Origin of the sequence: Ramlibacter algicola, assembly GCF_016641735.1 — a bacterium.
GTDB lineage: Bacteria > Pseudomonadota > Gammaproteobacteria > Burkholderiales > Burkholderiaceae_C > Ramlibacter > Ramlibacter algicola.
Window position 1 is genome coordinate 4,090,851 of the sequence record NZ_JAEDAO010000001.1, and the last position, 24,018, is coordinate 4,114,868.

The window sequence follows — 24,018 nt, forward strand, 5'->3', positions numbered from 1 at the left end:
TCAGCAGCAGGAGGAGCTGCTTTTCACCGGGATCGCGACGGGCTTGCCCCGGGAAGCGCAGCAGGCCGACGCCTGCGCGTCGGGAGCCGCTGCGTCTTTCGCGGACTCGTTGAACACAGGGATGTCCCCCAGAGTGTGGAACTGTTCCCAGGCGATGCCTTGGGGGTCCGTGATCCAGTACTTGTCGCTGCGCGCGTAGCAGCAGCTGGCCTCGCCCTGGTCGAACAGCGCCATGTCGGCCGCTTGTGCCTGCGCCTTCAGCGCGGTGAGCTCCTCGTCGGTGTCCGTCTGGATACCGAGATGGTCGACACCGACGGTGCCGCCGCGCGTGGAGATCGCGAAATTGACGCGCGGGTCCTCCAGCATCCATTTCGCGTAGTCGCTCTCGACGCGCGTGGGCTCGGCCGCGAACAGCTTCGAATAGAAGGCAATGGACGCCTGCAGGTCTTCGACGTGGGCGTGGACATGGAATCGCTTCATGGGAGGCTCCTATGGTTGGCAGCCGCAGCCGGCCGCGGGGGATCGCTCCACGACGCACCCGGCGCCCTGGCAGCAGTTCTCGGTCAGGTAGCCGAGGAGTGCGTTCATCTGCGCGAACTCTCCCCGGTAGATGAGATTGCGGCTGGACCGCTCCTGGGTGACGAGCCCGGCGTTGACGAGTTCCTTCAGGTGGAAGGACAACGCGCTCGGCGAGATGCCGAGCCCCTCGGCCATGGTGGACGGGGTCATGCCCGCGGGCCCAGCCACCACCAGTGCGCGGAACACCTGGAGCCGGACGGGCTGCGCGAGGGCGGCCAGGGCCTTGATGACGGCTGCTTCGTTCATTGATTCAATAATAGTTGAATTCTTGAATACTTGCAACCCAGCTTGTAAGGGGCCGTGCCCCTGGCTTCAGCCGGCCGGTTTCAGCTCCGTCACAGTTGCCTTGCCGCCGATGATCTCGGCCTGGAACTTGACCTTCTGGCCCACCTTCACGCCCTGGAGCATCTTCCTGTCGGCGACGTCAAATCCCATCGTCATGGCGGGCATGCCGAGGTTGGGGAGGTCGCCGTGGTCGAGCACGAGGAGGCCCTTCTTCAGGTCGACCTTTTTCACCTTGGCATCGACCAGCGGCACGGACGATTGCGGCGCGGATGCCGCCGGCTTCATCGGCATGGACATGCCTTGTGCGTGGGCGCCGGCTGCAGCAGCAAGAAGGACGATGGCAATGAGAGAGGACACTTTCATGGGGAACTCCTGAGGGTTAGGAATGGGAAGGTTGGGGAAGCGCGGCATCGCGGTTGGCGGCCGCATCAGTGCGGCGACGCCGGTGCAGCAGGAACCAGGCCGCCGGGATGACGAGCATGCTGAGCAGGGGCGCGGAGACCATGCCGCCCACCATGGGTGCCGCGATCCGCGTCATGACCTCGGACCCGGTGCCAGAGCCGATCAAGATGGGCAGCAGGCCGCCCATCACGACGGCCACGGTCATCGCCTTCGGGCGCACGCGCAGCACCGCGCCCTCCCGGATCGACGCCAGCAAGGTCTCCTCGGTGTCCGCCTCGCCTGCCGCCAGGCGGCGGACATGCGCGTTCTGCAGGTACACCAGCATCACCACGCCGAACTCGGAGGCGACGCCGGCCAGCGCGATGAAGCCGACGGCCGTCGCGACCGAGATGGCGTGCCCGAGCGCCCACACCAGCCAGAAGCCGCCGACCAGCGAGAACGGCACCGCCGCCATCACCAAGCCCGCGTCACGGAACGAGCGGAACAGCAGGTACAGCAGCACGAAGATGACGGCCAGCGTCGCCGGGACCACCACCTTCAGCCGCTCGGTCGCCCGCTCCAGGTACTCGAACTGGCCGGACCACGAGACCGAATAGCCGGCCGGAAGCTGCACGTCGCGCGCGACGGCTGCCTGCATGGCGTGGACCGCCGAGCGAAGGTCCCTTCCGCGCACGTCGACGTAGACCCACCCGGACAGGCGGGCGTTCTCGCTGCGCAGCATGGGCGGGCCCTCCTGCACCGTCACGCGAGCGACGTCCTGCAGCAGCAGTTGCGCGCCCCGGCCGGTCACGAATGGCAGTTCGCGCAGGCGCTGCAGCGAATCGCGCACTTCGCGCGGGTAGCGCACGTTGATCGGGAACCGCTCGCGGCCCGACACGACCTCGCCGACGTTGTCGCCGCCGATGGCGGTGGAGACGATCGCCTGCACGTCGGCCACGGACAACCCGTAGCGTGCGGCGGCCGCGCGGTCCACATCGACGTCGATGTAGCGACCGCCCGTGAGCCGATCCGCGAGGGCGGACGATACGCCAGGCACGTTCTTGACCGCCGCTTCGACCTGCCCCGCCAGGCGGTCGATGGTCGCCAGGTCGGCGCCCGCGACCTTCACGCCCACGGGGCTCTTGATGCCGGTGGCCAGCATGTCGATACGGTTGCGGATCGGTGGCACCCAGACGTTGGACAGCCCCGGCACCTTCACCACGCGATCGAGTTCCTCCACCAGCTTGTCCGGCGTCATGCCGGCGCGCCACTGCGCGCGCGGCTTGAACTGGATGGTGGTCTCGAACATCTCCAGCGGCGCCGGGTCGGTGGCCGTGTCCGCGCGCCCGGCCTTGCCGAACACCCGCTCCACTTCGGGCACGGTCTTGATCAGCCGGTCGGTCTGCTGCAGCAGCTCGGACGCCTTGGACGCCGACAGCCCCGGCAACGCGGACGGCATGTACAGCAGGTCGCCCTCGTCCAGGGGCGGCAGGAACTCGCCGCCCAGGCGCGCAATCGGCAACAAGGTCAGGACGAGCAGCACGCCCGCCACCGCGAGGGTTGCTTTCGGGAACCGGAGCACCGCTTCCAGCGCCGGCCGGTAGAGCGCGATCAGTGCGCGGTTGATCGGGTTCGACGCCTCGGCCCGGATGCGGCCGCGCACCAGGTAGCCCATGAGCACCGGGACCAGCGTCACGGAGAGGCCCGCTGCTGCCGCCATCGCATACGTCTTGGTGAAGGCCAGCGGCGAGAACAACCGGCCCTCCTGCGCCTCGAGCGTGAACACGGGCACGAACGAGAGCGTGATGACCAGCAGCGAGAAAAACAGGGCCGGACCGACCTCGATCGACGCTCGCGTGACGAGCGCCCACCGCTCGCCGACCGTGGGGCCGCGATCGTGCTCGTGGTCGAACGCCTCGAGGTGCTTGTGGGCGTTCTCGATCAGCACGATGGACGCATCGACCATCGCGCCGAGCGCGATCGCGATGCCGCCCAGCGACAGGATGTTCGCGCTGACGCCCTGCCACTGCATCACGATGAAGGCGGCCAGTACGCCCACTGGCAGCGTGACGACAGCCACGAAGGCGGAGCGCAGGTGGAACAGGAAGGCCGCGCACACGAGAGCGACCACCACGAACTCCTCCAGCAGTTTCCAGCTGAGGTTCTTCACCGCGCGGTCGATCAGCAGCGAGCGGTCGTACGTCGGCACCACTTCCACGCCCGGCGGCAGGCTCGCCTTGAGCGTCGCCAGCTTCGCCTTCACGGCCTCGATCGTGGTGCGCGCGTTCTTGCCCGAGCGCATCACGACCACGCCGCCGGCCACCTCGCCCTGCCCGTCCAGCTCGGCGATACCGCGCCGCATCTCGGGGCCGACTTGCACGAACGCCACGTCGCGCAGCAGCACCGGCGTCGCGCCCGACAGGCCGACGGGGATGGCGCGGAAGTCGTCCAGAGAGCGCAGGAACCCCCGCGAGCGCACCATGTATTCGGCTTCGGCGAGTTCCACGACCGAGCCGCCGGCGGCCTGGTTGGCGCCCTGCAGCGCCTCGGTGACCATGCGCTGCGTCACGCCCAGCGTGCGCATGCGGTCCGGGTCCAGCACCACCTGGTACTGGCGCACCATGCCGCCGATGCTGGCCACCTCGGCCACGTCGGGGACCGTCTTCAGCTCGAACTTCAGGAACCAGTCGTTCAACGCGCGCAGTTGCGAGATGTCGTTGCGGCCGGTGCGGTCGACCAGCGCGTACTCGTACACCCAGCCCACGCCGGTGGCGTCCGGGCCCAGCGACGCATTCGCGCCCGCGGGCAGCCTCGACTGCACCTGGTTCAGGGACTCGACGACGCGCGACCTGGCCCAGTACGGATCGGTCTTGTCGTCGAACAGCACGTAGACGAAGGAGTCGCCGAAGAAGGAGTAGCCGCGCACGACCTTGGCGCCGGGGACGCTGAGCATGGTCGTCGTCAGCGGGTAGGTCACGAGGTCCTCGACGACTTGGGGCGCCTTGCCTGGATACGGCGTGCGCACGATCACCTGCGTGTCCGAGAGGTCCGGCAGCGCGTCCAGCGAGATCCGCTGCGCCGACCAGATGCCCGCAAGGACAACGAACGCCGTCATCACCAGCACCAGGAAGCGGTTGCCGATCGACCAGCGAATCAGCGCGGCGATCACTTGCCGCCTCCTTCAGGCCGGACAGCGACGAGCTCCCAGCCCATGGGGCCGCCTCTGCGGAACTCGAACTGCACGCTGTCGCCGGCCTTCAGCCCCGGGAAAGCCTTCGGCCCGGGCGTGCTGAACCCCATGGTCATCGCCGGCCACTTCAGCTCGGGCACCGGTCCATGCGAGATCGTGATGCCGTCGGGCTCGATGCTCTCCACCGTGCCGCGTGCGGTGAACGTCCCGGCCGCCGGCGCACTCGCCGCAGTCGCCGCCTGCCCCGCGGCAGCCATGCCGCCCAGCACCGACTTCAGCCGCGCTTCCGAGTCGACGAGGAATTGGCCGCTCGCGACCACCTGCTCGCCTTCCTGCAGGCCCTGCACCACCTCGAGTTGGTCGCCGAGCTCGGCGCCCAGCGTGATCTCACGCGGCTCGAACGTGCCGTTGCCCTTGCGCACGATGGCAACTGCGCGCGTCCCCGTGCGGATCACTGCTTCGGCGGGCACGACCAGGCGCGACGACGCAGGTCCCGCGACCTGCAGGCGCAGCAGCAGCCCCGGCGTGAGGCGGCCGCCCTTGTTCGCGACCTCGAAGCGGGCCTGCAGGGTGCGGGTGGCCGCGTTCACCTGCGGCAGGATCTCCTTCAGCTCGCCCTCGAACGCCTGCGATGCATCGGCCTGCAGCGCTGCCTTGACCTTCTGGCCCCGCTGCAGGCGCACCGCCTGCACCTCCGGCACCTCGGCGACGGCCCAAACCCGCTCGAGGCCGGCGATACGGAACAGCGTCGTGCCCGCGGTGACCGCGACGCCCTCACGCACCCCTAGCTCCGCGACCACGCCGCCGATGGGCGCTGCCACCGTGAAGCGCGCTCGCGCCGTGCCGTGCTGCTCGCTCTGGCGCACGAGCGAGTCCGGGATCGACATCGCGCGCATGCGCTCGCGCGCGGCTGCCAGCACGTCGTCCGCCACGCCGGCCCGCTTCAGGGCCAGGTATTCGTTCAGCGGCCCGAGCCAGTCCGGCGCGTAGATGGTGGCCATGGGCTGGCCGCGGCGCACGGTCTCCATGGGCGCCCGCACCAGCAGGCGTTCGACGTAGCCGTTGACGCGGGTCTGCACGGCCTGCGCCAGGCGCTCGTCGAACTGCACCGTGCCGATGGCGTCGAACGAGCTCGCGACCTGCGCGCGCGTGGCGGCGGCGGTGCGGATGCCCAGGTTCTGCTGGACGCCCGGGCTGACCTTCACGCCGGCCTCGGCCTGCTCGTCGGCGTACACGGGCACCAGCTGCATGTCCATGAACGGCGACTTGCCGGGCTTGTCGAAGCGTGGGCCGGGCACCATCGGGTCGTGCCAGTACAGGACCTTGCGCTCGCCCTGGGCAGCCGGCGCGACGGGCGCGTCCGCGTGCCGGTCCGGTGCGACGGACCGTTGGCCGGCGAAGAACCCGCCTGCGGCGATGGCCACGGCCGCAACGGCCGCGGCAGCGATGTGGATCGTCTTCATCGCGCGCCTCCCGGCACCGGCCGGAACGCCAGCTGCGCCTGCACCTTCGCGAGCTCGCGCTGCATCGCCAGCAGCTTGCGCTGCACGTCGACCTCGGCGTGCCGCGCTTCGAACAGCACCATCAACGGCACCTGGTTGGATCGGTAGCCCGCCAAAGCGGCCTGCGTGCGCTGCCGCGCGGGCGTGACCACCGCGGCGGTGTAGCGCTGCACCCGGTGGCCGAGCCGCTGGGCGTCGCTGCTCATGGCGCGGTACTCGGCGCTGGCCATGCGCGTCGCCTCCTCGAGCGTGGCTTCCGCCTTGGTGGCGAGCGCCAGCTTGGCGGACGTCTCGCGGTCCTGCCGTTCGCGTGGTGCCACCGGCAACGGGATGGAGACGCCGACCGCGACCATGTCCGAGTAGCCGGTGCGCTGGCCGTACGACACCTGCCACGTCCAGTTCGGTTCCCGATTGGCGGCGGTCGCCGACGCTTCCGCGCGGGCCGCTTCGACCTCGCGCTGCGCCTGCAGGACGGCTGGGTGCGCGGCGACGTAGGCCTGCTCGGCGGCCGACGTTGGCAGAAGTGGAGGTGCCAGGTCGTCCGGCCGCCACCCCAGCCACCGCTCCAGCGCGACAAGCGCCGCCGCCTGCTGCTGGCGCACATCGGCGGATTCGTCCTCAGCCACGCCTCGCGCGGCATCCAGCTGCAGCACTTCCTGGCTGGTGCCCGCCGAGGATGCCAAGCGTGCCTTGGCCGCTTCCCACTCCTCGTGCACGTGGTGTTCGGTGAGCGTGGTGAGCTTGGCGATCTCGCCGGCGTAGAACGCGTCCAGGTAGGCCAGCGCGGCCTGCAGGCGCGCTTCCGCCAGCGCGGCCTCGGCCGTGACCGACTCGCGATCGGCTTGCGCCTGGGCGGCGGCCTGCCGCAGCGCGCGCTTCTCGGCGGACACCCATTCCTGGCTGATGCCCACGCGCTTCATCGTCATCGAATCGGCGGTGGTGCGCAGCCGGTCGGGGCCGGTGACGGGCAGGTTCTCGATGCCGACACTGAGCATCGGATCGGGCAGCTGCCCTGCGGCGCGGGCGGCCTCAGCCGCGCCCGCGGCGCCGGCGCGCGCACCACGCACCGCCTCGGAGCGCTGCGCTGCGAGCTCGAGGGCGCGCTCGAGCGTCAGGGGGTCGGCCGCCGCAACGGCCGGCAGGAGTGTGGCCGTCAAGGCGGCCGCTGCAAGGGAACGGGAAACCATGGAACCTCCGGGACGACGAGTCGGGTGTCGAGCCGCGGCCATGCCGCGGGCGACGCCGGTGTGTCGGCGGAGGGGTCAGACGCGAAGTCGGAGGGTGGACAGGAACAGCGGGTCCGGCGGTGGGCGAGGTCGCGCTGCTGCGGCGCCCTCCGCCCACCCCGTGGCATCGATGTCCGGGACGGCCTCGACCACATGCGCATGGACGACGGCCGGCAGGCTCACCGCGGGCACCTGCACGGGATCGGCCGATTGCGGCGCGTTCACGCAGTGCTGGTGGCACAGGACCGGCTGGTCTTCGTCCATCTGCATGCCCATGTCCATGCCTTCGCAGGGCTGTCCCGGTGCCATCTCCATGGCGACCCGCTCACCGGCCTGCGGCGAGAGGCAGACGTAGTTGGCCAACGCCAGCTGCGAGAACAGCAGCGACAGGACCACCAGGAAGGTGGTCGTCAGTCGATGGACGCGTTGGCGGTACATGGGTTCTCGGAAGTGTAGCCATCGGCGGAGGCCAACCGCGCTCGAGCTGGCGCGATGGCGGCGGTAGCGCTCGATGTATCAGTGCGCGTGACCATGGCCATGGTGGGCGTGCGCGACGGCGTGGCCTTTTCCGCGGGCGATCAGCGCCCGGTTCAATGGATAGGCCGCGGCGCCCGCCAGCAGGAGCGAGCCCGCCAGTGCCAGCCAGAACGTCCCGTTGTCGAGGCCCGCGTTCATGGCTCCCGGCCAGACGAGCATGACCGCGTTGTCCACGACCTCCATGAGCGCCACGGACGCGCTGTCGGCGGCGAGCGCGACCGACGCAGCGCTGCGTAGCGCCATGCCCGCGGCCAGGAGCGGCAGCATCGTGAACGCGTAGCCGAAGGCGAACGCGAGCGCCACCGAGATCGCGATGGTGGCTCCGTTGGACCAGCCGAAGGCGGTCCCGATCACCATGCCGAGGATCTCTCCGACTGCGCACCCGGAGAGGCAGTGCAAGGTCGCCTGCAGGGCCGTCCGTTTGAGGCTGCTGGCCGCGACTGGGGCAGCGTGGTTCGCAATGGGCATGGTGGAGTTCCTTTGGATGGGAGCCGCGATCGTCAAGCCTGCCACGATGGGAGTGTCAAGGTGGGAAAGCTCCCGCTGTCGCGCAATCCCATCCGCCCCGACCCCTGAATCGACGAAGGCCAACCGTCCACTCCAGCGCCGCCCGGTGCCGCAGAATCCAGCCGTCGCCATTCGGGGGTCGTCATGGTCCGTCTGAACGTCAATTGGGCCCCGGTCGTTGGACTGGTCCTGCTCAGCGCGACGCAGGGAGTGCTCGCGGCGGGCGCTGGACGCAAGGGAAGGCGGAAGCGATGGATCCCCGCCTTCGCGGGGATGACGGGGCGTCACCCTTCCAGGAAATACCGCCGCAACCCCGCCAGCGTCATCTCCATCGCCACGGCCGTCAGCAACAGCCCCATCAGCTTCTCAATCGCGGCGACCACCGACGGCCCCAGCCACCGACCCAGGCGATCGGCGGTGAGCAGCACCGTGCAAGACACCAGCATGGCGACCACCAGCGCCGCGACCCACACGTGGATGCGGCCGGGTTCGCGGGACGCCAGCAGCAGCACGGTGGCGAGGGCCGAGGGGCCCGCCATCAGCGGAATCGCCAGCGGGAACACCAGCGGCTCGCTCATCTGACGGCTGGCCACGCCGGTCGCGTCGCCGTGGCCGAAGATCATCTGCATCGCGATCACGAACAGGATCACGCCGCCGGCGACCTCCAGCGATCGCTGCGACAGGTGCATGGCCGACAGGAACGCCTGGCCGGCCAGCATGAACACGAGCAGCACGGCGAAGGCGATCGCGCTTTCGCGCAGCGCCACGCGCCGCCGGCGCGCCGGGTCGACATCGCCCATCACCGAGATGAACACCGGCAGCGCGCCGAACGGGTCGAGCACCAGGAGCAGCAGCACCAGCGCGGAGAGGAAGGAGTGGTCCATGAGCGACCGGTATTGTGGCCGGTCGAGCTGGCATCCCTTAGGAGCCAGAGGGCGCGTGGCCTCTCGCGGCCCGGCGTTGGTGCAGCACCCCATTCACCTCCGCACCGTAGATCAGCGTGGTGGCGCTGATGTAGAGGAACACCAGCGTACCGACCACCCCCGCGAAGCTGCCGTACAGCAGCGCCAGCTTGCCGGCGCTGTGCAGCGTGTACGACAGCGCCGCGGCAGCAAGCACCCAGAGCACCGCGCCGACGACCGCGCCGGGCAGCACGGTGGACAGCCGCTGGCGCGTGTCCGGCAGCCAGCCGTAGACGATCGCATACATGACCACCAGCACCACCAGCGCCAGCCCGTAGCGCATGGTGTGCGTCAACCAGATCGTGTCGGCGGGCGTGCTCGCGCTGGAGGCCGCGAGCTGGACCAGGTAGGGGAGGATCACCACGCTGCTGAACGCCACCAGCACGCACGCGCCGACGGTGACGGTGAACAGCGTGACCTTGATGCGGGCCTTCCAGAACGGCAGGCCCCGCTCGACGCCATACGCACGATTGAGCGCCGTGCGCACGGCCTGCATGCCCGACGACGCCGTCCACAGGGTCGCGACGATGCCGACGGTCAGCAGCGCCTGGTTGCGTTGCGCGATGACCTGGTCGACGACGGGCTGGAGCGCGTCGCGCACCAGTTGCGGGGTGTACTCCATCACCCGGCGCACCAGCGCCGCGGCGTCGCCGGGTTGCCCGAAGTAGGCCGCCGCAGCCGACACCAGCACCAGCAGCGGGAACATCGCCAGCACCCAGGAGAACGCCATGCTGCCGGCCTGGTTCGCGCTCTGGTGCATCACGTAGTTGCGGATGGCCAGCAGCAGCACGCCCAGCACGGGCGTGGAGAGGGCGGCAGTGCGGATGCGGTGCCAGGCGCGGCGGGAAGAACTGCTCACAACCGCGCCAGGCACCCCAGCAGGTCCTCGATGTGCAGCGGCTTGACGAAGTGCACGTCGAAGCCCGCTGCCGCGGCACGCTCCTTGTCGGCGTACTGGCCCCAGCCGGTCAGCGCGATCAGCATCGGCTGCTTGCCATCGAGGCGGCTGCGGATGTGGCGCGCGGCGTCGTAGCCGTTCATCACCGGCATGCCGATGTCCATCACCACGGCGTCGGGGCGCTCGGCCTCCACCTTGCGCACGGCAGCTGCGCCGTCGTGGGCGACGCTCACCGCCAGGCCGTGCATCGACAGCAGCGCCTCCAGCGTCTCGGCGGCATCGATGTTGTCGTCGACGACAAGCACGCGGCGGCCGGTGCCGGGTGCGGCGGCGGCTTGCTGCGTGCTCGCGGCCATCGGGGCCCGGTCGCGCGCGGCCGGCACGCGCAGCTCGAAGGTGCTGCCTTGGCCCGGGCCGGCGCTGCTCGCGCGCACGCTGCCACCGTGCAGTTGCGCGAACGCGCGCGTGAGGTGCAGGCCCAGCCCCAGCCCGCCGCTCGGCTCGCCGATGACGCGGGTCTGCTCGAACATCTCGAAGATGCGCTCGAGGTCGCTGGCAGCCAAGCCACGCCCCGTGTCGCGCACGGTGAAGACGACGTCGCCGGCGTCCTCGCGCACCTCCAGCACCACCTGCCCGCCGTGAGGCGTGAACTTGGCCGCGTTGACCAGCAGGTTGGCGATCGCCTGCACCAGGCGGACATGGTCCGCCATCAGCGGCACGTCGTCGCCAGGCTCGCTCACGTCCACCTTGTGCTGGCGCGCGTCCAGCGTGGCTTGCGCGATCTCCAGCGCGTGCGCCGTGACGTGGTGCGCCGTCGTCGGCGCGAGCTTCAGCTCGAGCTTGCCGCTGGTGATGCGCGCGACGTCCAGCAGGTCGTCGACCAGTCGCGTCAGGTGGTTCACCTGGCGGTCGACCATTCCGACCAGCGACGTCACCTGCGGCGACGGATGCAGCCGCTGGAGGATGGCGGTGGCATTGCTGATCGGCGCGAGCGGGTTTCGCAACTCATGCGCCAGCGTCGCCAGGAATTCGTCCTTGCGCCGGCTCAGCGCGCGCATCTCGTATTGGCGCGCGCGCGCGCGCAACGCCGACCGGGCCGCCGTGATCAGCGACAGCGTGCGCACGGGGCGCTCCAGCATCATGACGTTGCCCAGATGCTCGATGGCGCGCTGCGCTTCCAGCGAATCGGCGCCGCGCTTGGCCATCACGAGAACGGGCAGGTCCGACCAGGGCGGCTGCGCCGCCAGGTAGCGACCGAGTTCGGCGAGCAGCATGTCGCCCAGCGCCTCCTCGGCCACAAGCAAGGCGCCCACGCCGTGCTCCAACTCGGTGGCGACGTCCCCGACGGTCTCGCACACCACCGCGTCGAGCCCGGCGGACTGCAGCACCCGCTGCGCGAGCGGGCCGTCGTGCGTCGAGACGTGCAGGAGGATGCGCCGTTCCATCAGTCGTCGGTGGCCGTGCCCGTCTTGGTGGGCACGCCCGTCAGCAGGCCATGGAAGCCGCGCAGCACCTTGCCCACTTCGATGCCGCCGGGGGTCAGGCTGAACTCGCGGATAGTGCGCTCGTGCGCGCTGCCGCGCTTCTTGAACACCGAGATCGCCTTGCGGATCTCGCCGTCCAGTTCGAAGTACCGCAGCATCAGCACGTTGTCGGCCACGTAGCTCGCGTCCATCGAGGTGGTCATCGCGCCCAGCATCCCTTGCTGCACGCCCACCAGGATGGTCGCGACGCGGTGCTGCCCCAGGTACGTGAGCATCTCGTGCAGGTAGGTGGTGAGGAAGCGCTCATCCGGCACCGCGTTCAGGTAGCCGTTCAGGCTGTCGATGACAACGATCTTCACGCCGCGCTCGACCGCTTCCCTCACGGCCGCCGAGAACTGGCCCGGCGACAACTCGGCGGGGTCGATCTGCTGGATCGTGAGCAGGCCCGCATCGATGGCTTCGCGCAGCCGCAGTTTCAGCCCGTCTGCCCGGTGAAGGGCGTTGTTGATCGACTCCTCGAACAGGAAGATGGCCGCGCCCTCGCCGCGCTTGTAGGCGGCGGACACCAGCTGCCCCGCGAGCGACGACTTGCCGGTACCGGGCGGCCCCATGACCAGCGTGCTGGTGCCTTCCTCGATGCCGCCGCCGAGCAACTGGTCCAGCTCGGGCAGCCCGCTGCTCAACTGGCCTCGCGAACCGATGTTGCGGCTGTCGGCGGCCACCAGGCGCGGATGCACGACCAGGCCGCCTTGCACCAGGTTGTAGTCATGCAGGCCGCCGAACACACGGCGGCCGCGGAACTTCACCACGCGCACGCGGCGGCGTTCCGCGCCGTAATCCTTGACCGCGTGATCGAGCTGGATGACGCCGTGGGCGATGCTGCGCACCTGCAGGTCGCCGGTGGCCGACGCGGTGCGGTCGTCCAGCAGCAGCACCGTGCAGTTGCGGCGCGAGAAGAACTGCTTGAGCGCAAGCACCTGGCGCCGGTACCGCAGCGGCGATTCGGCCAGCAGCTGCAATTCGGACAGCGAGTCCAGCACGACGCGCGTGGGCTGCCGGTCGTCGACGACCTGCAGCACCATCTTGATGGTGTCGGCGAGCTCGACCTCGGACGGGTGGAACATCGAATACTGGCCGACGCCTGCCAGCAGGTCCTCGTCGGGCAACACCTCGTGCACGTGGATGCCGTCCAGGCTCCAGCCGTGCGACGCCGCGACGGCCGTCAGTTCTTCCAGCGTCTCGGCCAGCGAGATGTAGACGACCGACTCGCCGCGCAGCACGCCTTCCTGCAGGAACTGCAGCCCGGCGGTGGTCTTGCCGGCGCCCGGCTCGCCTTCGATCAGGTAGATGCGGCGCGGCGTCAGCCCGCCACCGAGCAGGGCGTCCAGGCCCTGGATGCCGGTGGACAAGAGTTGTTCCGGCTCGTTTGGATCACGCATCGCATCTCCTTCCCGCGCCGCAGGCCCAGCGGGGGAGCGGGCAAGGAGCAATGGGGACTGGTCATCCTAGCAAAGCTGCCCTCCCGGCGGTGGGGTCGGACCGCGGCCGATCCGCCGGCCCTGGGTCACTCCGGCGGCAGCCGCGTGGCGAGCGTGTCGCGCGCCTTGCGAAGGGCCGGCAGCAGCTCGCGGAATTCCGCCATCTCCATGCGCTCGGCCTGCACCGCGATGCTCATGGCCCCCACGGTGGTCCCCTCGCGATCGAACACCGGCACGGCCATCGAGCGCACTCCCAGCTCCAGCTCGCCGTCGGACTCGGACCAGCCCCGCTCACGGCACAGCGCCACTTCCGCCAGCACATCCGCGACGCGCCAACGCGTGCGCGCCGTCAGGGCCGCGCCGTGGCTCGCCTCGATGCGCCGCCTGGCCACGTCCGGTGGCAGGCTGGCCAGCAACGCGCGTCCCATCGCGGAGCAGTAGGCGGGCAGCCGCGACCCGATCGCCAGGCCGGTGGACAGGCTGCGGCGCGCCGTCGCGCGCGCCACGATGATCACGTCGTCGTCCAGGAGCTGGCCTAGCGACGCCGACTCGCGCGTGCGTTCCGAGAGCGACACCAGCAGGGGCTGCGCCAGCTGCGGGATCGGGCGCGACGTGATGTAGGCATTGGCGACCAGCAACGCGCGCGGCGCGATCCAGAACCGCTTGCCGTCGCTCTCGACATACCCCAGCGTGTGCAGGGTGCGGAGCGAACGCCGCGCCGACGCCGGCGAGCTGCCGGTGAGCCGGGACACTTCGGACAGCGTCAGCCTGCTGGCGCCGCGCCGGAAGCACGTCAGCACGTCGAGCCCCTTCTGCAGGGCCGTCACGAAGTCCTTCGGAGCGGACTGGCTGGCGGTGTCGACCGTCTCGACGTGCTTGCGCATCGGTCGATTCTGCCAACACCGGATTGCCGATCCGCGCCTTGATGCAGCGCAACCCCGCCGGGTCCAGTTTGCGCATCGCGCAAAACCGCCTTGTCTTCGCCGCGGCCGGAGCGCAGAGTGCGCGCTTCAACTCTCGAGCAAACCCATGACCGAACTGGTGACACGTCGACACGCGCTCCTGGGCCTTGCGGCATCAGCGATGGCCCTGCCGTTTCCGGCCGCCGCGCAGCAGGACCGCCCGCTCAAGCTCATCGTCCCCTTCTCGGCCGGTGGCACCGCCGACGTGCTGCCCCGCCTGCTGGGCGAAAAGCTGCGCACGGCGTACCCGGGCGGCGTCGTCATCGAGAACAAGCCAGGAGCGGGCGGCAACATCGGCGCCGACTTCGTCTTCCGCTCGGAACCCGACGGATTCACCCTGCTCGCCTCCCCGCCCGGTCCGGTCGCGATCAACCAGAACCTGTACCGCAAGCTCAGCTTCGAGCCGGCGCGCTGGGTCCCGGTGACCGTCATCGCCACGGTGCCGAACGTGCTGGCGGTGAGCAACAAGCTGCCGGTGCAGAACGTCGGCGAGCTCATCGCCCACTTGAAGGCCAACCCGGGCAAGGTGAGCGTCGCTTCGCAGGGGAACGGCTCGACGTCGCACCTGACCGCGGCCATGTTCATGCAGTTGACCGGCACCGAGATGAACCACATCCCCTACAAGGGCACGGCGCCGGCGCTCGTCGACCTGCTGGGCGGCAACGTGGACGTGTTCTTCGACAACCTGAGCTCGTCGGCGCCGCACCAGCATGCCGGCAAGCTGCGCATCCTGGCCGTCGCCGACGACCAGCGCTCGCGCGTGCTGCCGCAGGTGCCCACCTTCGTCGAACAGAAGCTGCCCGGCATGCAGGCGGTCACCTTCTTCTCGGTCGTCGCCCCTCCGGGCACGCCGCCGGCGCTCGCCGCGACGATCCAGAAGCAGCTGGCGCAGGCGCTGACCGCGCCGGACGTGCGACAGAAGTTCCTGGAGCAGGGCGCCGAGCCGCGCGGCTGGACGCCCGAGGACTCGGGCGCGTTCATCCAGCGCGAGACCCAGAAGTGGGCCAAGGTCATCAAGACCGCGAACGTGACACTGGACTGAGACACGACGGATGCAAGAGCAGGCCATTCACTGGAAAAGCGCGGCCAACACGCGCATTCCCTACCGCCTCTACGTCGACGAGGCGACCAGCGCCCTCGAGCAGGAGCGCATCTTCCGCGGCAACACGTGGAACTACCTGTGCCTGGAGGCGGAACTGCCGGACGCCGGCAGCTACCGCGCCACGTACGCCGGCTCGACGCCGGTGGTGGTGGTGCGCGACGCCGACGGCGAGATCTATTCCTTCGAGAACCGCTGCGCGCACCGCGGCGCCCTCATCGTGCTGGACAAGGCCGGGCGCGCGGACGACTTCCAGTGCGTGTACCACGCCTGGAGCTACAACCGGCAGGGCGACCTCACCGGCGTCGCCTTCGAGAACGGCGTCAAGGGCCAGGGCGGCATGCCCGAGACCTTCTGCAAGCAGGAGCATGGCCCGCGCAAGCTGCGCGTGGCCACCTTCTGCGGGCTCGTGTTCGGCAGCTTCTCCGAGGACGTGCCGGACATCGAGGAGTACCTGGGCGAGGAGATCTGCGCGCGCATCGAACGCGTGCTGCACAAGCCGGTGGAAGTGATCGGGCGGTTCACGCAGAAGCTGCCGAACAACTGGAAGCTGTACGTCGAGAACGTCAAGGACAGCTACCACGCAAGCTTGCTGCACATGTTCTTCACGACGTTCGAGCTCAATCGGCTGTCGCAGAGGGGCGGCGTGATCGTCGACGACACGGGTGGCCACCACGTGAGCTACTCGATGATCGACCCGGCGGCGAAGGACGATTCGTACCGCAACCAGGCGCTGCGCTCGGACAACGAGCGCTACCGGCTCAAGGACCCGAGCCTCCTGGCAGGCTTTCGCGAGTACGACGACGGCATCACGCTGCAGATCCTCTCGGTGTTCCCCGGGTTCGTGCTGCAGCAGATCCAGAACTGCCTGGCCGTGCGGCAGGTGCTGCCCAAGGGCATCGCGGCCACCGAGCTGAACTGGACCTACATCGGCTACGCCGACGACACGCCCGAGCAGCGCAAGGTGCGCCTCAAGCAGCTGAACCTCGTGGGCCCCGCCGGCTTCATCTCGATGGAAGACGGCGCCGTGGGCGGGTTCGTCCAGCGCGGCATCGCCGGTGCGACCGACATGGACGCGATCGTCGAGATGGGCGGCGACCACGCGGGCTCCAGCGAAGGGCGCGCCACCGAGACCTCGGTGCGCGGCTTCTGGAAAGCCTACCGGCAGCACATGGGACAGCAGGCGGCAGACGCATGATCGACCTTCTCCAACTCGCGGCCTTCAACGCGGCGTACGCGCAGGCCATCGACAGTGACTCGCTGGAGCAGTGGCCCGGCTTCTTCACCGAGGACTGCCACTACCGGATCACCCACGTCGAGAACGAGGCGCAGGGCCTGCCCGCCGGCATCGTGTGGGCCGATTCGCGCGACATGCTCAGCGACCGCATCGCGGCGCTGCGCGAGGCGAACATCTACGAGCGCCAGCGCTACCGCCACCTGCTGGGCATGCCCCTGGTGGAAGCCGCCGACGAGGGCACGGCCCGCGCGCGAACGCCCTTCGTCGTCGTGCGCACGATGCACACCGGCGAGAGTGACGTGTTCGCCACCGGCGAGTACCACGACCGCTTCGTGCGCCGCGACGGCCGCTTGCTGCTGGCCGAACGCGTGGCGGTGTGCGACAGCACCGTCACCGACACGCTGCTGGCCCTGCCCCTGTGAACGCCACCGCGTCACGCCGCCTGGCGTTGGCCGTCGGCGACCCGCACGGCATCGGTCCCGAGATCGCGCTGAAGGCACTGGCACAACTGCCCGCGTTCGACCGTGACCGCATCACCGTGTACGGGCCGAAGGCCGTTCTGCAACATGTCGCTGCGCTCTGCGGGCTGGAGCCCCTGCTGCCGCGTCTGTCGCACGTGGAAGCCGGCACGCTCGCGGGGCGGCCGCGTTTCGGCGTGGTCGATCCTGCTGCGGGGGCCTCCACCATCGCCTCGGCGACTGCTGCCTTGCAGGCCTGCCGGCGTGGCGAGGTCGATGCCGTGATCGCCTGCCCGCACCACGAGACCGCCATCCACCAGGCGGGCATCCCGTTCAGCGGCTATCCGTCGCTGGTCGCGCGCGTGTGCGGGCTCGACGAAGGCGAAGTGTTCCTGATGCTCGTGGGCGGCGGGCTGCGCATCGTGCATGCCACGCTGCACGAAAGCGTCCGCACGTCGCTGGGCCGCCTCACGCCCGCGCTGGTGGAAGCCGCGGTCCGCGCCGGCGTGCGTGCATGCGCCCTGCTGGGCGTCGCCGAGCCGTCCATCGCGCTGTTCGGCATCAACCCGCATGCGTCCGAAGGCGGGCTGTTCGGCCCCGAGGACGAAGCGGTGACCGTGCCGGCGGCGCATGCATTGCGCGCCTCAGGCCTGCGCGTCGACGGTCCCATGGGCGCGGACATGGTGCTCTCGCAGCGCCGCCACGACCTGTACGTCGCGATGCTGCACGACCAGGGCCACATCCCCGTCAAGCTGCTGGCCCCCAACGCCGCCAGCGCGCTGTCCATCGGCGCCGACGTCCTGCTCTCCAGCGTGGGGCACGGCAGCGCCATGGACATCGCCGGCCGCGGGGTCGCCGACCCGGCGGCGCTGCTGCGCACGATCGCGCTGCTGTCCGGCATCGAAGCACGCACTGCATGACCCACACCATCCGCATCGAAGGCTCCGACGTCGCGTTCGCCTGCGCGCCGGGCACCAGCGTGCTGGACGCTGCGCTCGGCGCCGGCATCGAGCTGCCCTATTCCTGCCGCAAGGGCGTTTGCGGGAACTGCGCCGGCAACGTCGTCGCGGGCGAGGTCGACGCCCTGGACGGCGCAGCGCTGCGCAACGAGACATGCTCGGCAGACCAGGTGCTGTTCTGCGCCTGCGCGCCGCGCACCGACCTCGTCCTGCGCCCGGCCAGCTGGAAGCACGTGGACCGCGGCGCCCGCAAGACCTTCCGGGCGAAGGTGCACGCCCTCGACCTCGCGGCGCCCGACGTGACGGTGCTGCGGCTGCGCCTGCCTGCGGGCCAGCGCGCGAAGTTCCAGGCCGGCCAGTACCTCGAAGTGAAGCTGGACGACGGCAGCGCGCGCTGCTACTCGATGGCCAACCCGCCGCAGGAGAGCGACGCCGTGACGCTGCACGTGCGGCACGTGCCGGGCGGGCGGTTCACCAACGTGCTCGCCGGCCTCAAGCAGGGCGACCTGCTGGACATCGAGCTCCCCTTCGGCAACGTCGCCCTGGCACAGGACGATGCACGCCCGATCGTGTTCGTCGCCGGCGGCACGGGCTTCGCGCCGGTCAAGTCGATCCTCGACGACATGGCCAAGCGGCGCGTGCAGCGCGCCGTCACGCTGATCTGGGGCGCACGCGACGCCGCCGGCCTGTACCTGCCGGCCGCGATCGACAAGTGGCGCAAGCAGTGGCCGCAGCTGCGCTATGTGCCAGCGATCTCGGACGCACCCACGCACGGCGTCGCCGGCGCCTTCGACGGGCGGGTGGACGAGGCGCTTCGTGCGCAATGTCCCGACCTCACCGGCCACGTGCTGCATTGCTGCGGCTCGCCAGCGATGGTGGCGGCCGTCCGCGCTGCCGCACTCGACGTGGGGCTGGCCCCGTCCGATTTCCATGCCGACGTGTTCGTGCCTGGACCGGCTTCGCCGGCGCCCTGAGACGGGCCGCTACTTCGGCCGCGGCCTCTGCACGTGCCAGTCCGGCGGCTGCAATCTGCCGGCGCGCGCTTCGGCCACGCCGCGCAGCACGGCACGCGCGACGTTGCGCACTTCCTCCTGCACGCATTCGTCCCGGTCCAACGCCTCGTGGCTGTTGTAGTACGGCTCGTAGTAGCCGATGAAGCGGTCCAGGCGCGCCTGCATGCCCGCTTCGATCAGGCCCATCCAGTCCAGCCAATCCGACAGCGAGCGCCGCACGCCCTCGATGCCCGCGACGTCGCCGTGCACCACCACGCCGTACACGCGGCCCTGCAGGTGCTTGGGATAGGTCCAGCCCTTTTCCTCCAGCGCCTTGGCTTCCGCGGGCTTCTTGCCGTGGGTCGCGGTCGGGTCGGGGTTGCCGCCGTCGGCGCAGACCATGCGGTCCATCATCAGCTTCAGCGGGCTGGCGGCCTGGTACCAGTAGACCGGCGTCAGCAGGATGACCCCATGCGCACGCACCCAGCGCTCGTAGATCTCGTTCATCCAGTCGCCGGTCTGGCGCTCGGCGTGGTTCGGGTAGCAGCTGCAGGGCCAGTGGCACAAGGGCATGGCCGTCGACGCGCAACCCTTGCACGGATGGATGTGGCGGTCGTAGTCGCTCACCAGCCGGCTCAGGTCCAGCACGTCGGCCTCGACGCCGCCTTCCTTCTCGATCACTTCCTTCGCGAGCTGCGTCAGGCGGAACGTCTTGCTCATCTCGCCCGGGCAGGTGCCGTCGTTGCGCGACGAGCAGCACACCAGCAGCACGCGCGAACGCGTCTCGGGCTTGCCCCACTCCTCCTGCGCCGCCTTCAGGCGCTGGCTCGCCTCGTACCACTCCACCGACAGGTCGTAGTCGGGATCGGCGAAGCCGGGGCCGGCCTTGCGCGTGATGGGCGCCTTGCGTCCCTGCTCGTACGCCTCCCACGCGATTTGCTCAAGCCGTGAGATCGCGGCGTCCTCGGCGCGGTACGCCGGGTCGAAGAACGCGGCGCGGAAGCGCTGGCCGAATTCGTCGCGAGTGAATGTCGGGGGCGCCTGCCCCGTGCGCACGGTCGTGGTCATGCACGGCAGTCTCGCGCCATCCGCACACGCCGTGGTGCAGCGGCGGCGCAAGCACCCACGGCTGGGCCGCCGCGCGAGCCCTACCGGCGCAGGTCGGTCGCGATGTGCGGCGGCAACCGCTGCAGCATCCAGCGGATGGCCAGCGGGACGACGACCAGGTCGTCGACGACGCCGAAGAACGGGACCACGTCCGGGATCAGGTCGATGGGCGAGACGACGTACAGGATCAGCAGCCCCGTGCCCACCTTCAGCCACGCGGGCGCGGCCGGGTGCCGCAGCGCGAACCACAGCCGGCGCGCGTCGCCACGCACCACGCTCCACAACAGGGTCATCCGCTTGAACATCGCCTTGGCCTCTTTCGAAGAGAGTTCCCATGATGGGGTCACGTGCGGCCTGCACAAGCGTCGTTACTCTTCCTTGCTTGTGCTGCCGGAAGGACGGCCGAGCGGGATGGCCGGGTCGATGCGGCGCTTGTAGTGGGCGTAGTCGGCGGACGCATCCGACACGCCCGCCTGCCCCACCGACTCGGCCAGCTCGGATTGCAGGGTGACGTGGCTGATCGGCTCGCCCTCGCGCCGGCGCATGCGCACGGACTCGGCGAACGTCAGCGCCTGGTTCAGCTCACCGGGCGCGAACACCTGGTGGCGCGATTGCGGCGGTTGCCCTTCGAGCCAATAGACGACGATCACGCAGCCATGCTAGCGCACGCGTCGGCGCAGCGGCGGCACGCCTCGGCGCACTGCTGGCAGTGGTCCATGTCGTGCTTGACGCATTCCTCCGCGCACGCGCGGCAGGCTTGTTCGCACACCTTGCACAGGGCCGGCGCCAGGTCACTGCCACCGGCCATCAGCGCGACCGCGGTCTGGCACAGCTGCGCGCAGTCCATGTCGCGGGCGATGCAGCGCGCCATCATCTTGACGTCGGGCTCCTGCAGGCAGGCGGAGGCGCAGTGCAGGCACGCAACCTCGCACGCGTTGCAGGCGGCGATGCAGTCGAGGACGTTCTTCGGCAGGGCTTGGGCCATGGGGACCTCCAGGGAGAGCCCCACGTCCGGCAACGTTCGTGCCCGCCCGCGGGCGGTGCGTCAGCGGACCGGCGCGGTGGAAGCCTTGGACTTGGCCGCCGGCTTGCGGTTGCTCTTCGTCGGCTTGGCGCTGCTTTTGCGCGTGGCAGCGGCCTTGCTGGCCTTCCGCGGCGTGGACTTGGCCGCATTCTTCTTCGCCACCGGCTTCTTGGCCGCGTTCGCGCCCATCTCGCTGCGCGTGGCCTTGCCGTTGGCGACGACGACGGTCCAGTAATGCTTGAACTCGCTGCCGGGGCGCGTCACGCACGCAGCGCCGATGTCGGTGAACCTGGGATTCAGCAGCGTCGTGCATTGCTTCTGCTGCGCCAGCAGCGCCGCCGCGGCGCCGTCACTGCTGTAGTCGCCCGCGGCCTGCCATTCCTGGGCCGCGCTCGGCACGTAGCCGTCCTGGCGCAGGCGCGGGGACACGTCGGTGATGCGGCCGAAGGATCCGCGTTGCGCGATCTCGCTGGCGCGTTTCGACGCCGTCGCCGCCAGCGCGGGCTGCCACGTCAGCGGCTGCGCGGCGCCGAGCCGGGCATCGCCACAAAGCCCCGCCTGCCTCGCTTCGTTGATCCGCCGAAGGATGGCTTGCTGCCCGTTGGCCGAGCAACCGAACGCCGATTGCGCCACCGGCGCCGGTGCGGACGAGGTGCTCGTGGTGGCCGTGGAAGTGGTCGGCTCGCTGGTCGCGCAGCCCGCGAGCGCCAGTGCGGCGGCGGCCGCGAGCGCTGCAATGCGTGTTGTCCTGCTCATGCTTGCTCCCTGTGCGAACAGGATGAGCGCCGTCGAGGCTGGGCGAAGTTCCCAGCCGCCGACGGTTCACGTCGGACGCGGCTGACTGCGGGACTGCCTGACGTGTCATTGCGGACTCGCCCAAATCCACTGGCAGCGCGGGTGCGGGCATGGATTCCGGCTTTCGCCGGAATGACAACCTGCCTACTGCGCCAACTCCCGCATCACCTTGATCAGGTCCGCCTTCCCCTCGAACCCGATCCCCGGCAGCTCCGGCAGCACGACGTGGCCGCCCTCCACCTTCACGCCGTCGGGGAAGCCGCCGAACGGCTGGAACAAGTCCGGGTACGACTCGTTGCCGCCCAGCCCCAGGCCGGCGGCGATGGCCAGCGACATCTGGTGGCCGCCGTGCGGGATGCAGCGGCTGGCGGACCAGCCGTGCTGCTCGAGCATGTCCAGCGTCCGCAGGTACTCCACCAATCCGTAACTCAGGGCGCAATCGAATTGCAGCCAGTCGCGGTCCGGCCGCATCCCACCGTAGCGAATCAGGTTGCGGGCGTCCTGCATCGAGAACAGGTTCTCGCCGGTGGCCATCGGGTTGGCGTAGTAGTTGCGCAGCGTCGCCTGCAGCTCGAAGTCGAGCGGATCGCCGGCTTCCTCGTACCAGAACAGGTTGTAGCGGGACAGCGCCTTGGCGTACGCGATCGCGGTGTCGAGGTCGAAGCGGCCGTTGGCGTCGACGGCGAGGCGCTGGCCGTCCTGCAGGATCGACAGCACGGAATCGATGCGGCGCAGGTCCTCGTCGAGCGACGCGCCGCCGATCTTCATCTTCACGACGTTGTAGCCACGGTCCAGATAGTTGCGCATCTCGTCCTTCAGCTGCGCGTCGTCCTTGCCCGGGTAGTAGTAGCCGCCGGCGGCATACACGAACACCTTGCGGTTCGGCGTGCCGGTGCCATGGCGCTCGGCGAGAAGCTGGTACAGCGGCTTGCCTTCGATCTTCGCGATCGCATCCCAGACGGCCATGTCGATGGTGCCGATGGCCACCGAGCGCTCGCCGTGGCCGCCGGGCTTCTCGTTGGTGAACATCGTGGACCACACCTTGTGCGCGTCGAGCACGCCGCGCTCGTCGAGCAGCGACGCCGGGTCGGCCTGCAGCACGCGCGGGATGAAGCGCTCGCGCATCAGCGGGCCCTGCCCGTAGCGCCCGTTGGAGTTGAAGCCGTAGCCCACCACGCGGCGGCCGTCGCGCACCTGGTCGGTGACCACGGCGACGAGGCTCAGCGTCATCTTGCTAAAGTCGATGTACGCGTTGCGGATCGGGGAGCTGATGGGACAGGTGGTCTCGCGGATGTCGACGATCTTCATGGGCCTGGGTCCGAATGGGATGGCCGATCCTCGCGCCCGCGCCACGCACCGTCCAATGTTCTTTTTCGCTCGTTCCATGCACCGGAAGAACCGCGGTGAACCTGACCTGGCTTGAGGACTTCCTCGCGCTCGCGTCCACCGGCAACTTCTCCCGGGCGGCCGAGCAGCGCCACAGCTCGCAACCCGCGTTCAGCCGCCGGATCCGCGCGCTCGAGGAGTGGATCGGCCATGACCTCGTCGATCGCTCCTCGCAACCCGCGCGGCTGACGGAGGTCGGCGAGTGGTTTCGTACCGTGGCCGCCGACCTGCTCGCGCGCGCCGACCGCCTGCCGGCCGAAGCCGCCGCCGTCGCCGAGTCGAGCGCCGGGACGCTGCGCATCGCCTCGACGCACGCGTTGTCGTTCACGTTCCTGCCCGGCTGGCTGCGCGGCTTCGACGGCCGCGTCGAACTCGGGCCGCTGCAACTGGTGTCCGATGTGCTGCAGCGCTGCGAGGCGCTGATGGCGCAGGGCAAGGTGCAGTTCGTGCTGGCCCATGCGCATGCGGACGTGCCGGGACCGCTGGATGTCGACGTGTACGAAGCATTGCGGGTCGGCGAGGACACGTTGGTGCCGGTCAAGGCGCCGGGGGCACCGTTCTCGCTCGATGCGGAGGGGCGCGGGGCCTTGCCGGTGCTGCAGTATTCGGACGAATCGGGGCTGGGGCGGATCACGCGCGCCGTGCTCGGACCGGGGCTGGCGCCGGTCGCGCTCAAGCCAGTGCTCACGGCGCACCTGGCGTCGGTGCTGCGCACGATGGTGCTGCAGGGCGCGGGGCTGGCGTGGTTGCCGCAGTCGCTGATTGCCGAGGACTTTGCGGCTGGGCGGCTGGTCGAAGCGGGGGGCGCCAAGTGGCGCGTGCCGCTGGAGATCCGCCTGTATCGCGAGCGAGGGTCTGCAGCGCGGGCAGCGGAAGCGTTCTGGGACGCCGCGCATTAGGTGTCTGCGGACAGCCTCTCGCTGTCATTGCGGGCTTGACCCGCAATCCACACGAAGGGGCTCCGCCCCGC

The 24,018-nt window shown here is 69.9% G+C and carries 25 protein-coding genes; 6 read left to right on the forward strand and 19 right to left on the reverse strand.

The features are described from left to right. The 13 genes from I8E28_RS20115 to I8E28_RS20175 all read right to left on the reverse strand — a co-directional run bounded on the left by I8E28_RS20115 (window position 1) and on the right by I8E28_RS20175 (window position 13,913). Window positions 1-480, reverse strand: a complete 480-nt coding sequence (locus I8E28_RS20115; RefSeq protein WP_200789999.1) for an ArsI/CadI family heavy metal resistance metalloenzyme — start codon at window positions 478-480, stop codon at window positions 1-3. Window positions 481-489: 9 nt separating this feature from the next. After that, window positions 490-825 (reverse strand): ArsR/SmtB family transcription factor, encoded by a 336-nt coding sequence (locus tag I8E28_RS20120; RefSeq protein ID WP_200790000.1) that lies wholly within the window; start codon window positions 823-825, stop codon window positions 490-492. A 66-nt stretch (window positions 826-891) separates the two neighbouring features. Beyond that, complete coding sequence (locus tag I8E28_RS20125) at window positions 892-1,227, reverse strand: copper-binding protein (protein ID WP_200790001.1); 336 nt, start codon at window positions 1,225-1,227, stop codon at window positions 892-894. 16 nt (window positions 1,228-1,243) lie between these two features. After that, window positions 1,244-4,414 carry a CusA/CzcA family heavy metal efflux RND transporter gene (locus tag I8E28_RS20130; RefSeq protein WP_200790002.1) on the reverse strand — a complete coding sequence of 1,057 codons (3,171 nt, stop codon included), beginning with the start codon at window positions 4,412-4,414 and terminating at the stop codon, window positions 1,244-1,246. Continuing rightward, on the reverse strand, window positions 4,411-5,898 hold the full coding sequence (locus tag I8E28_RS20135; protein WP_200790003.1) for an efflux RND transporter periplasmic adaptor subunit: 1,488 nt from the start codon (window positions 5,896-5,898) through the stop codon (window positions 4,411-4,413). Before I8E28_RS20135 ends, I8E28_RS20130 begins: the two co-directional genes overlap by 4 nt. Further along, on the reverse strand, window positions 5,895-7,094 hold the full coding sequence (locus I8E28_RS20140; protein WP_239027276.1) for a TolC family protein: 1,200 nt from the start codon (window positions 7,092-7,094) through the stop codon (window positions 5,895-5,897). The genes I8E28_RS20135 and I8E28_RS20140 overlap by 4 nt, the downstream gene beginning before the upstream one ends. Window positions 7,095-7,199: 105 nt before the next feature. Further along, entirely contained in the window at window positions 7,200-7,601 is a 402-nt protein-coding gene (locus tag I8E28_RS20145; RefSeq protein WP_200790005.1) for a hypothetical protein, read from the reverse strand. A gap of 78 nt (window positions 7,602-7,679) precedes the next feature. Then, complete coding sequence (locus I8E28_RS20150; RefSeq protein WP_200790006.1) at window positions 7,680-8,168, reverse strand: DUF4396 domain-containing protein; 489 nt, start codon at window positions 8,166-8,168, stop codon at window positions 7,680-7,682. Window positions 8,169-8,491: 323 nt separating this feature from the next. Beyond that, window positions 8,492-9,091: a MarC family protein gene (locus I8E28_RS20155; RefSeq protein WP_200790007.1), complete on the reverse strand. Its 600-nt coding sequence runs from the start codon at window positions 9,089-9,091 to the stop codon at window positions 8,492-8,494. A gap of 37 nt (window positions 9,092-9,128) precedes the next feature. Then, on the reverse strand, window positions 9,129-10,028 hold the full coding sequence (locus tag I8E28_RS20160; RefSeq protein ID WP_200790008.1) for a YhjD/YihY/BrkB family envelope integrity protein: 900 nt from the start codon (window positions 10,026-10,028) through the stop codon (window positions 9,129-9,131). Continuing rightward, entirely contained in the window at window positions 10,025-11,512 is a 1,488-nt protein-coding gene (locus tag I8E28_RS20165) for a hybrid sensor histidine kinase/response regulator (RefSeq protein WP_200790009.1), read from the reverse strand. Before I8E28_RS20165 ends, I8E28_RS20160 begins: the two co-directional genes overlap by 4 nt. Further along, complete coding sequence (locus I8E28_RS20170) at window positions 11,512-12,990, reverse strand: ATPase domain-containing protein (protein WP_200790010.1); 1,479 nt, start codon at window positions 12,988-12,990, stop codon at window positions 11,512-11,514. Before I8E28_RS20170 ends, I8E28_RS20165 begins: the two co-directional genes overlap by 1 nt. 125 nt (window positions 12,991-13,115) lie before the next feature. Next, window positions 13,116-13,913 carry an IclR family transcriptional regulator domain-containing protein gene (locus tag I8E28_RS20175; protein WP_200790012.1) on the reverse strand — a complete coding sequence of 266 codons (798 nt, stop codon included), beginning with the start codon at window positions 13,911-13,913 and terminating at the stop codon, window positions 13,116-13,118. 199 nt (window positions 13,914-14,112) lie between these two features. On the opposite strand from I8E28_RS20175, the gene I8E28_RS20180 reads away from it, so the two are divergent. From I8E28_RS20180 to I8E28_RS20200, 5 genes are read left to right on the forward strand one after another with little or no spacing between them, the layout of a single operon-like run. Beyond that, the gene (locus I8E28_RS20180; protein WP_239027277.1) at window positions 14,113-15,033 is read left to right on the forward strand and encodes a Bug family tripartite tricarboxylate transporter substrate binding protein; all 921 of its coding nucleotides are present in this window, start codon (window positions 14,113-14,115) and stop codon (window positions 15,031-15,033) included. A 10-nt stretch (window positions 15,034-15,043) separates the two neighbouring features. Then, window positions 15,044-16,288 carry an aromatic ring-hydroxylating dioxygenase subunit alpha gene (locus I8E28_RS20185; RefSeq protein WP_200790015.1) on the forward strand — a complete coding sequence of 415 codons (1,245 nt, stop codon included), beginning with the start codon at window positions 15,044-15,046 and terminating at the stop codon, window positions 16,286-16,288. Then, the gene (locus tag I8E28_RS20190) at window positions 16,285-16,749 is read left to right on the forward strand and encodes an aromatic-ring-hydroxylating dioxygenase subunit beta (RefSeq protein ID WP_200790017.1); all 465 of its coding nucleotides are present in this window, start codon (window positions 16,285-16,287) and stop codon (window positions 16,747-16,749) included. Before I8E28_RS20185 ends, I8E28_RS20190 begins: the two co-directional genes overlap by 4 nt. Then, a complete protein-coding gene (locus I8E28_RS20195) occupies window positions 16,746-17,705 on the forward strand; it encodes a PdxA family dehydrogenase (RefSeq protein ID WP_338050811.1) in 960 nt (319 codons plus the stop codon). Before I8E28_RS20190 ends, I8E28_RS20195 begins: the two co-directional genes overlap by 4 nt. Beyond that, window positions 17,702-18,718: a 2Fe-2S iron-sulfur cluster-binding protein gene (locus I8E28_RS20200; RefSeq protein ID WP_200790019.1), complete on the forward strand. Its 1,017-nt coding sequence runs from the start codon at window positions 17,702-17,704 to the stop codon at window positions 18,716-18,718. Before I8E28_RS20195 ends, I8E28_RS20200 begins: the two co-directional genes overlap by 4 nt. A gap of 9 nt (window positions 18,719-18,727) precedes the next feature. On the opposite strand, the gene I8E28_RS20205 is transcribed toward I8E28_RS20200, so the two are convergent. From I8E28_RS20205 to I8E28_RS20230, 6 genes are all read right to left on the reverse strand, one after another. After that, window positions 18,728-19,804 carry a flavodoxin family protein gene (locus I8E28_RS20205; protein WP_200790021.1) on the reverse strand — a complete coding sequence of 359 codons (1,077 nt, stop codon included), beginning with the start codon at window positions 19,802-19,804 and terminating at the stop codon, window positions 18,728-18,730. 80 nt (window positions 19,805-19,884) lie between these two features. Further along, the gene (locus tag I8E28_RS20210) at window positions 19,885-20,148 is read right to left on the reverse strand and encodes a YkvA family protein (protein WP_200790023.1); all 264 of its coding nucleotides are present in this window, start codon (window positions 20,146-20,148) and stop codon (window positions 19,885-19,887) included. Window positions 20,149-20,211: 63 nt separating this feature from the next. Beyond that, the gene (locus I8E28_RS20215) at window positions 20,212-20,493 is read right to left on the reverse strand and encodes a hypothetical protein (RefSeq protein WP_200790025.1); all 282 of its coding nucleotides are present in this window, start codon (window positions 20,491-20,493) and stop codon (window positions 20,212-20,214) included. Continuing rightward, on the reverse strand, window positions 20,490-20,828 hold the full coding sequence (locus tag I8E28_RS20220) for a four-helix bundle copper-binding protein (RefSeq protein ID WP_200790027.1): 339 nt from the start codon (window positions 20,826-20,828) through the stop codon (window positions 20,490-20,492). Before I8E28_RS20220 ends, I8E28_RS20215 begins: the two co-directional genes overlap by 4 nt. A 60-nt stretch (window positions 20,829-20,888) precedes the next feature. Further along, window positions 20,889-21,623 carry a CAP domain-containing protein gene (locus I8E28_RS20225; protein WP_200790029.1) on the reverse strand — a complete coding sequence of 245 codons (735 nt, stop codon included), beginning with the start codon at window positions 21,621-21,623 and terminating at the stop codon, window positions 20,889-20,891. Between the two features lie 183 nt (window positions 21,624-21,806). Further along, a complete protein-coding gene (locus I8E28_RS20230; RefSeq protein ID WP_200790031.1) occupies window positions 21,807-22,970 on the reverse strand; it encodes a mandelate racemase/muconate lactonizing enzyme family protein in 1,164 nt (387 codons plus the stop codon). Between the two features lie 95 nt (window positions 22,971-23,065). Between I8E28_RS20230 and I8E28_RS20235 the strand changes: the two genes are divergently transcribed. Then, on the forward strand, window positions 23,066-23,947 hold the full coding sequence (locus I8E28_RS20235) for a LysR substrate-binding domain-containing protein (RefSeq protein WP_200790033.1): 882 nt from the start codon (window positions 23,066-23,068) through the stop codon (window positions 23,945-23,947). Window positions 23,948-24,018 lie beyond the last annotated feature (71 nt).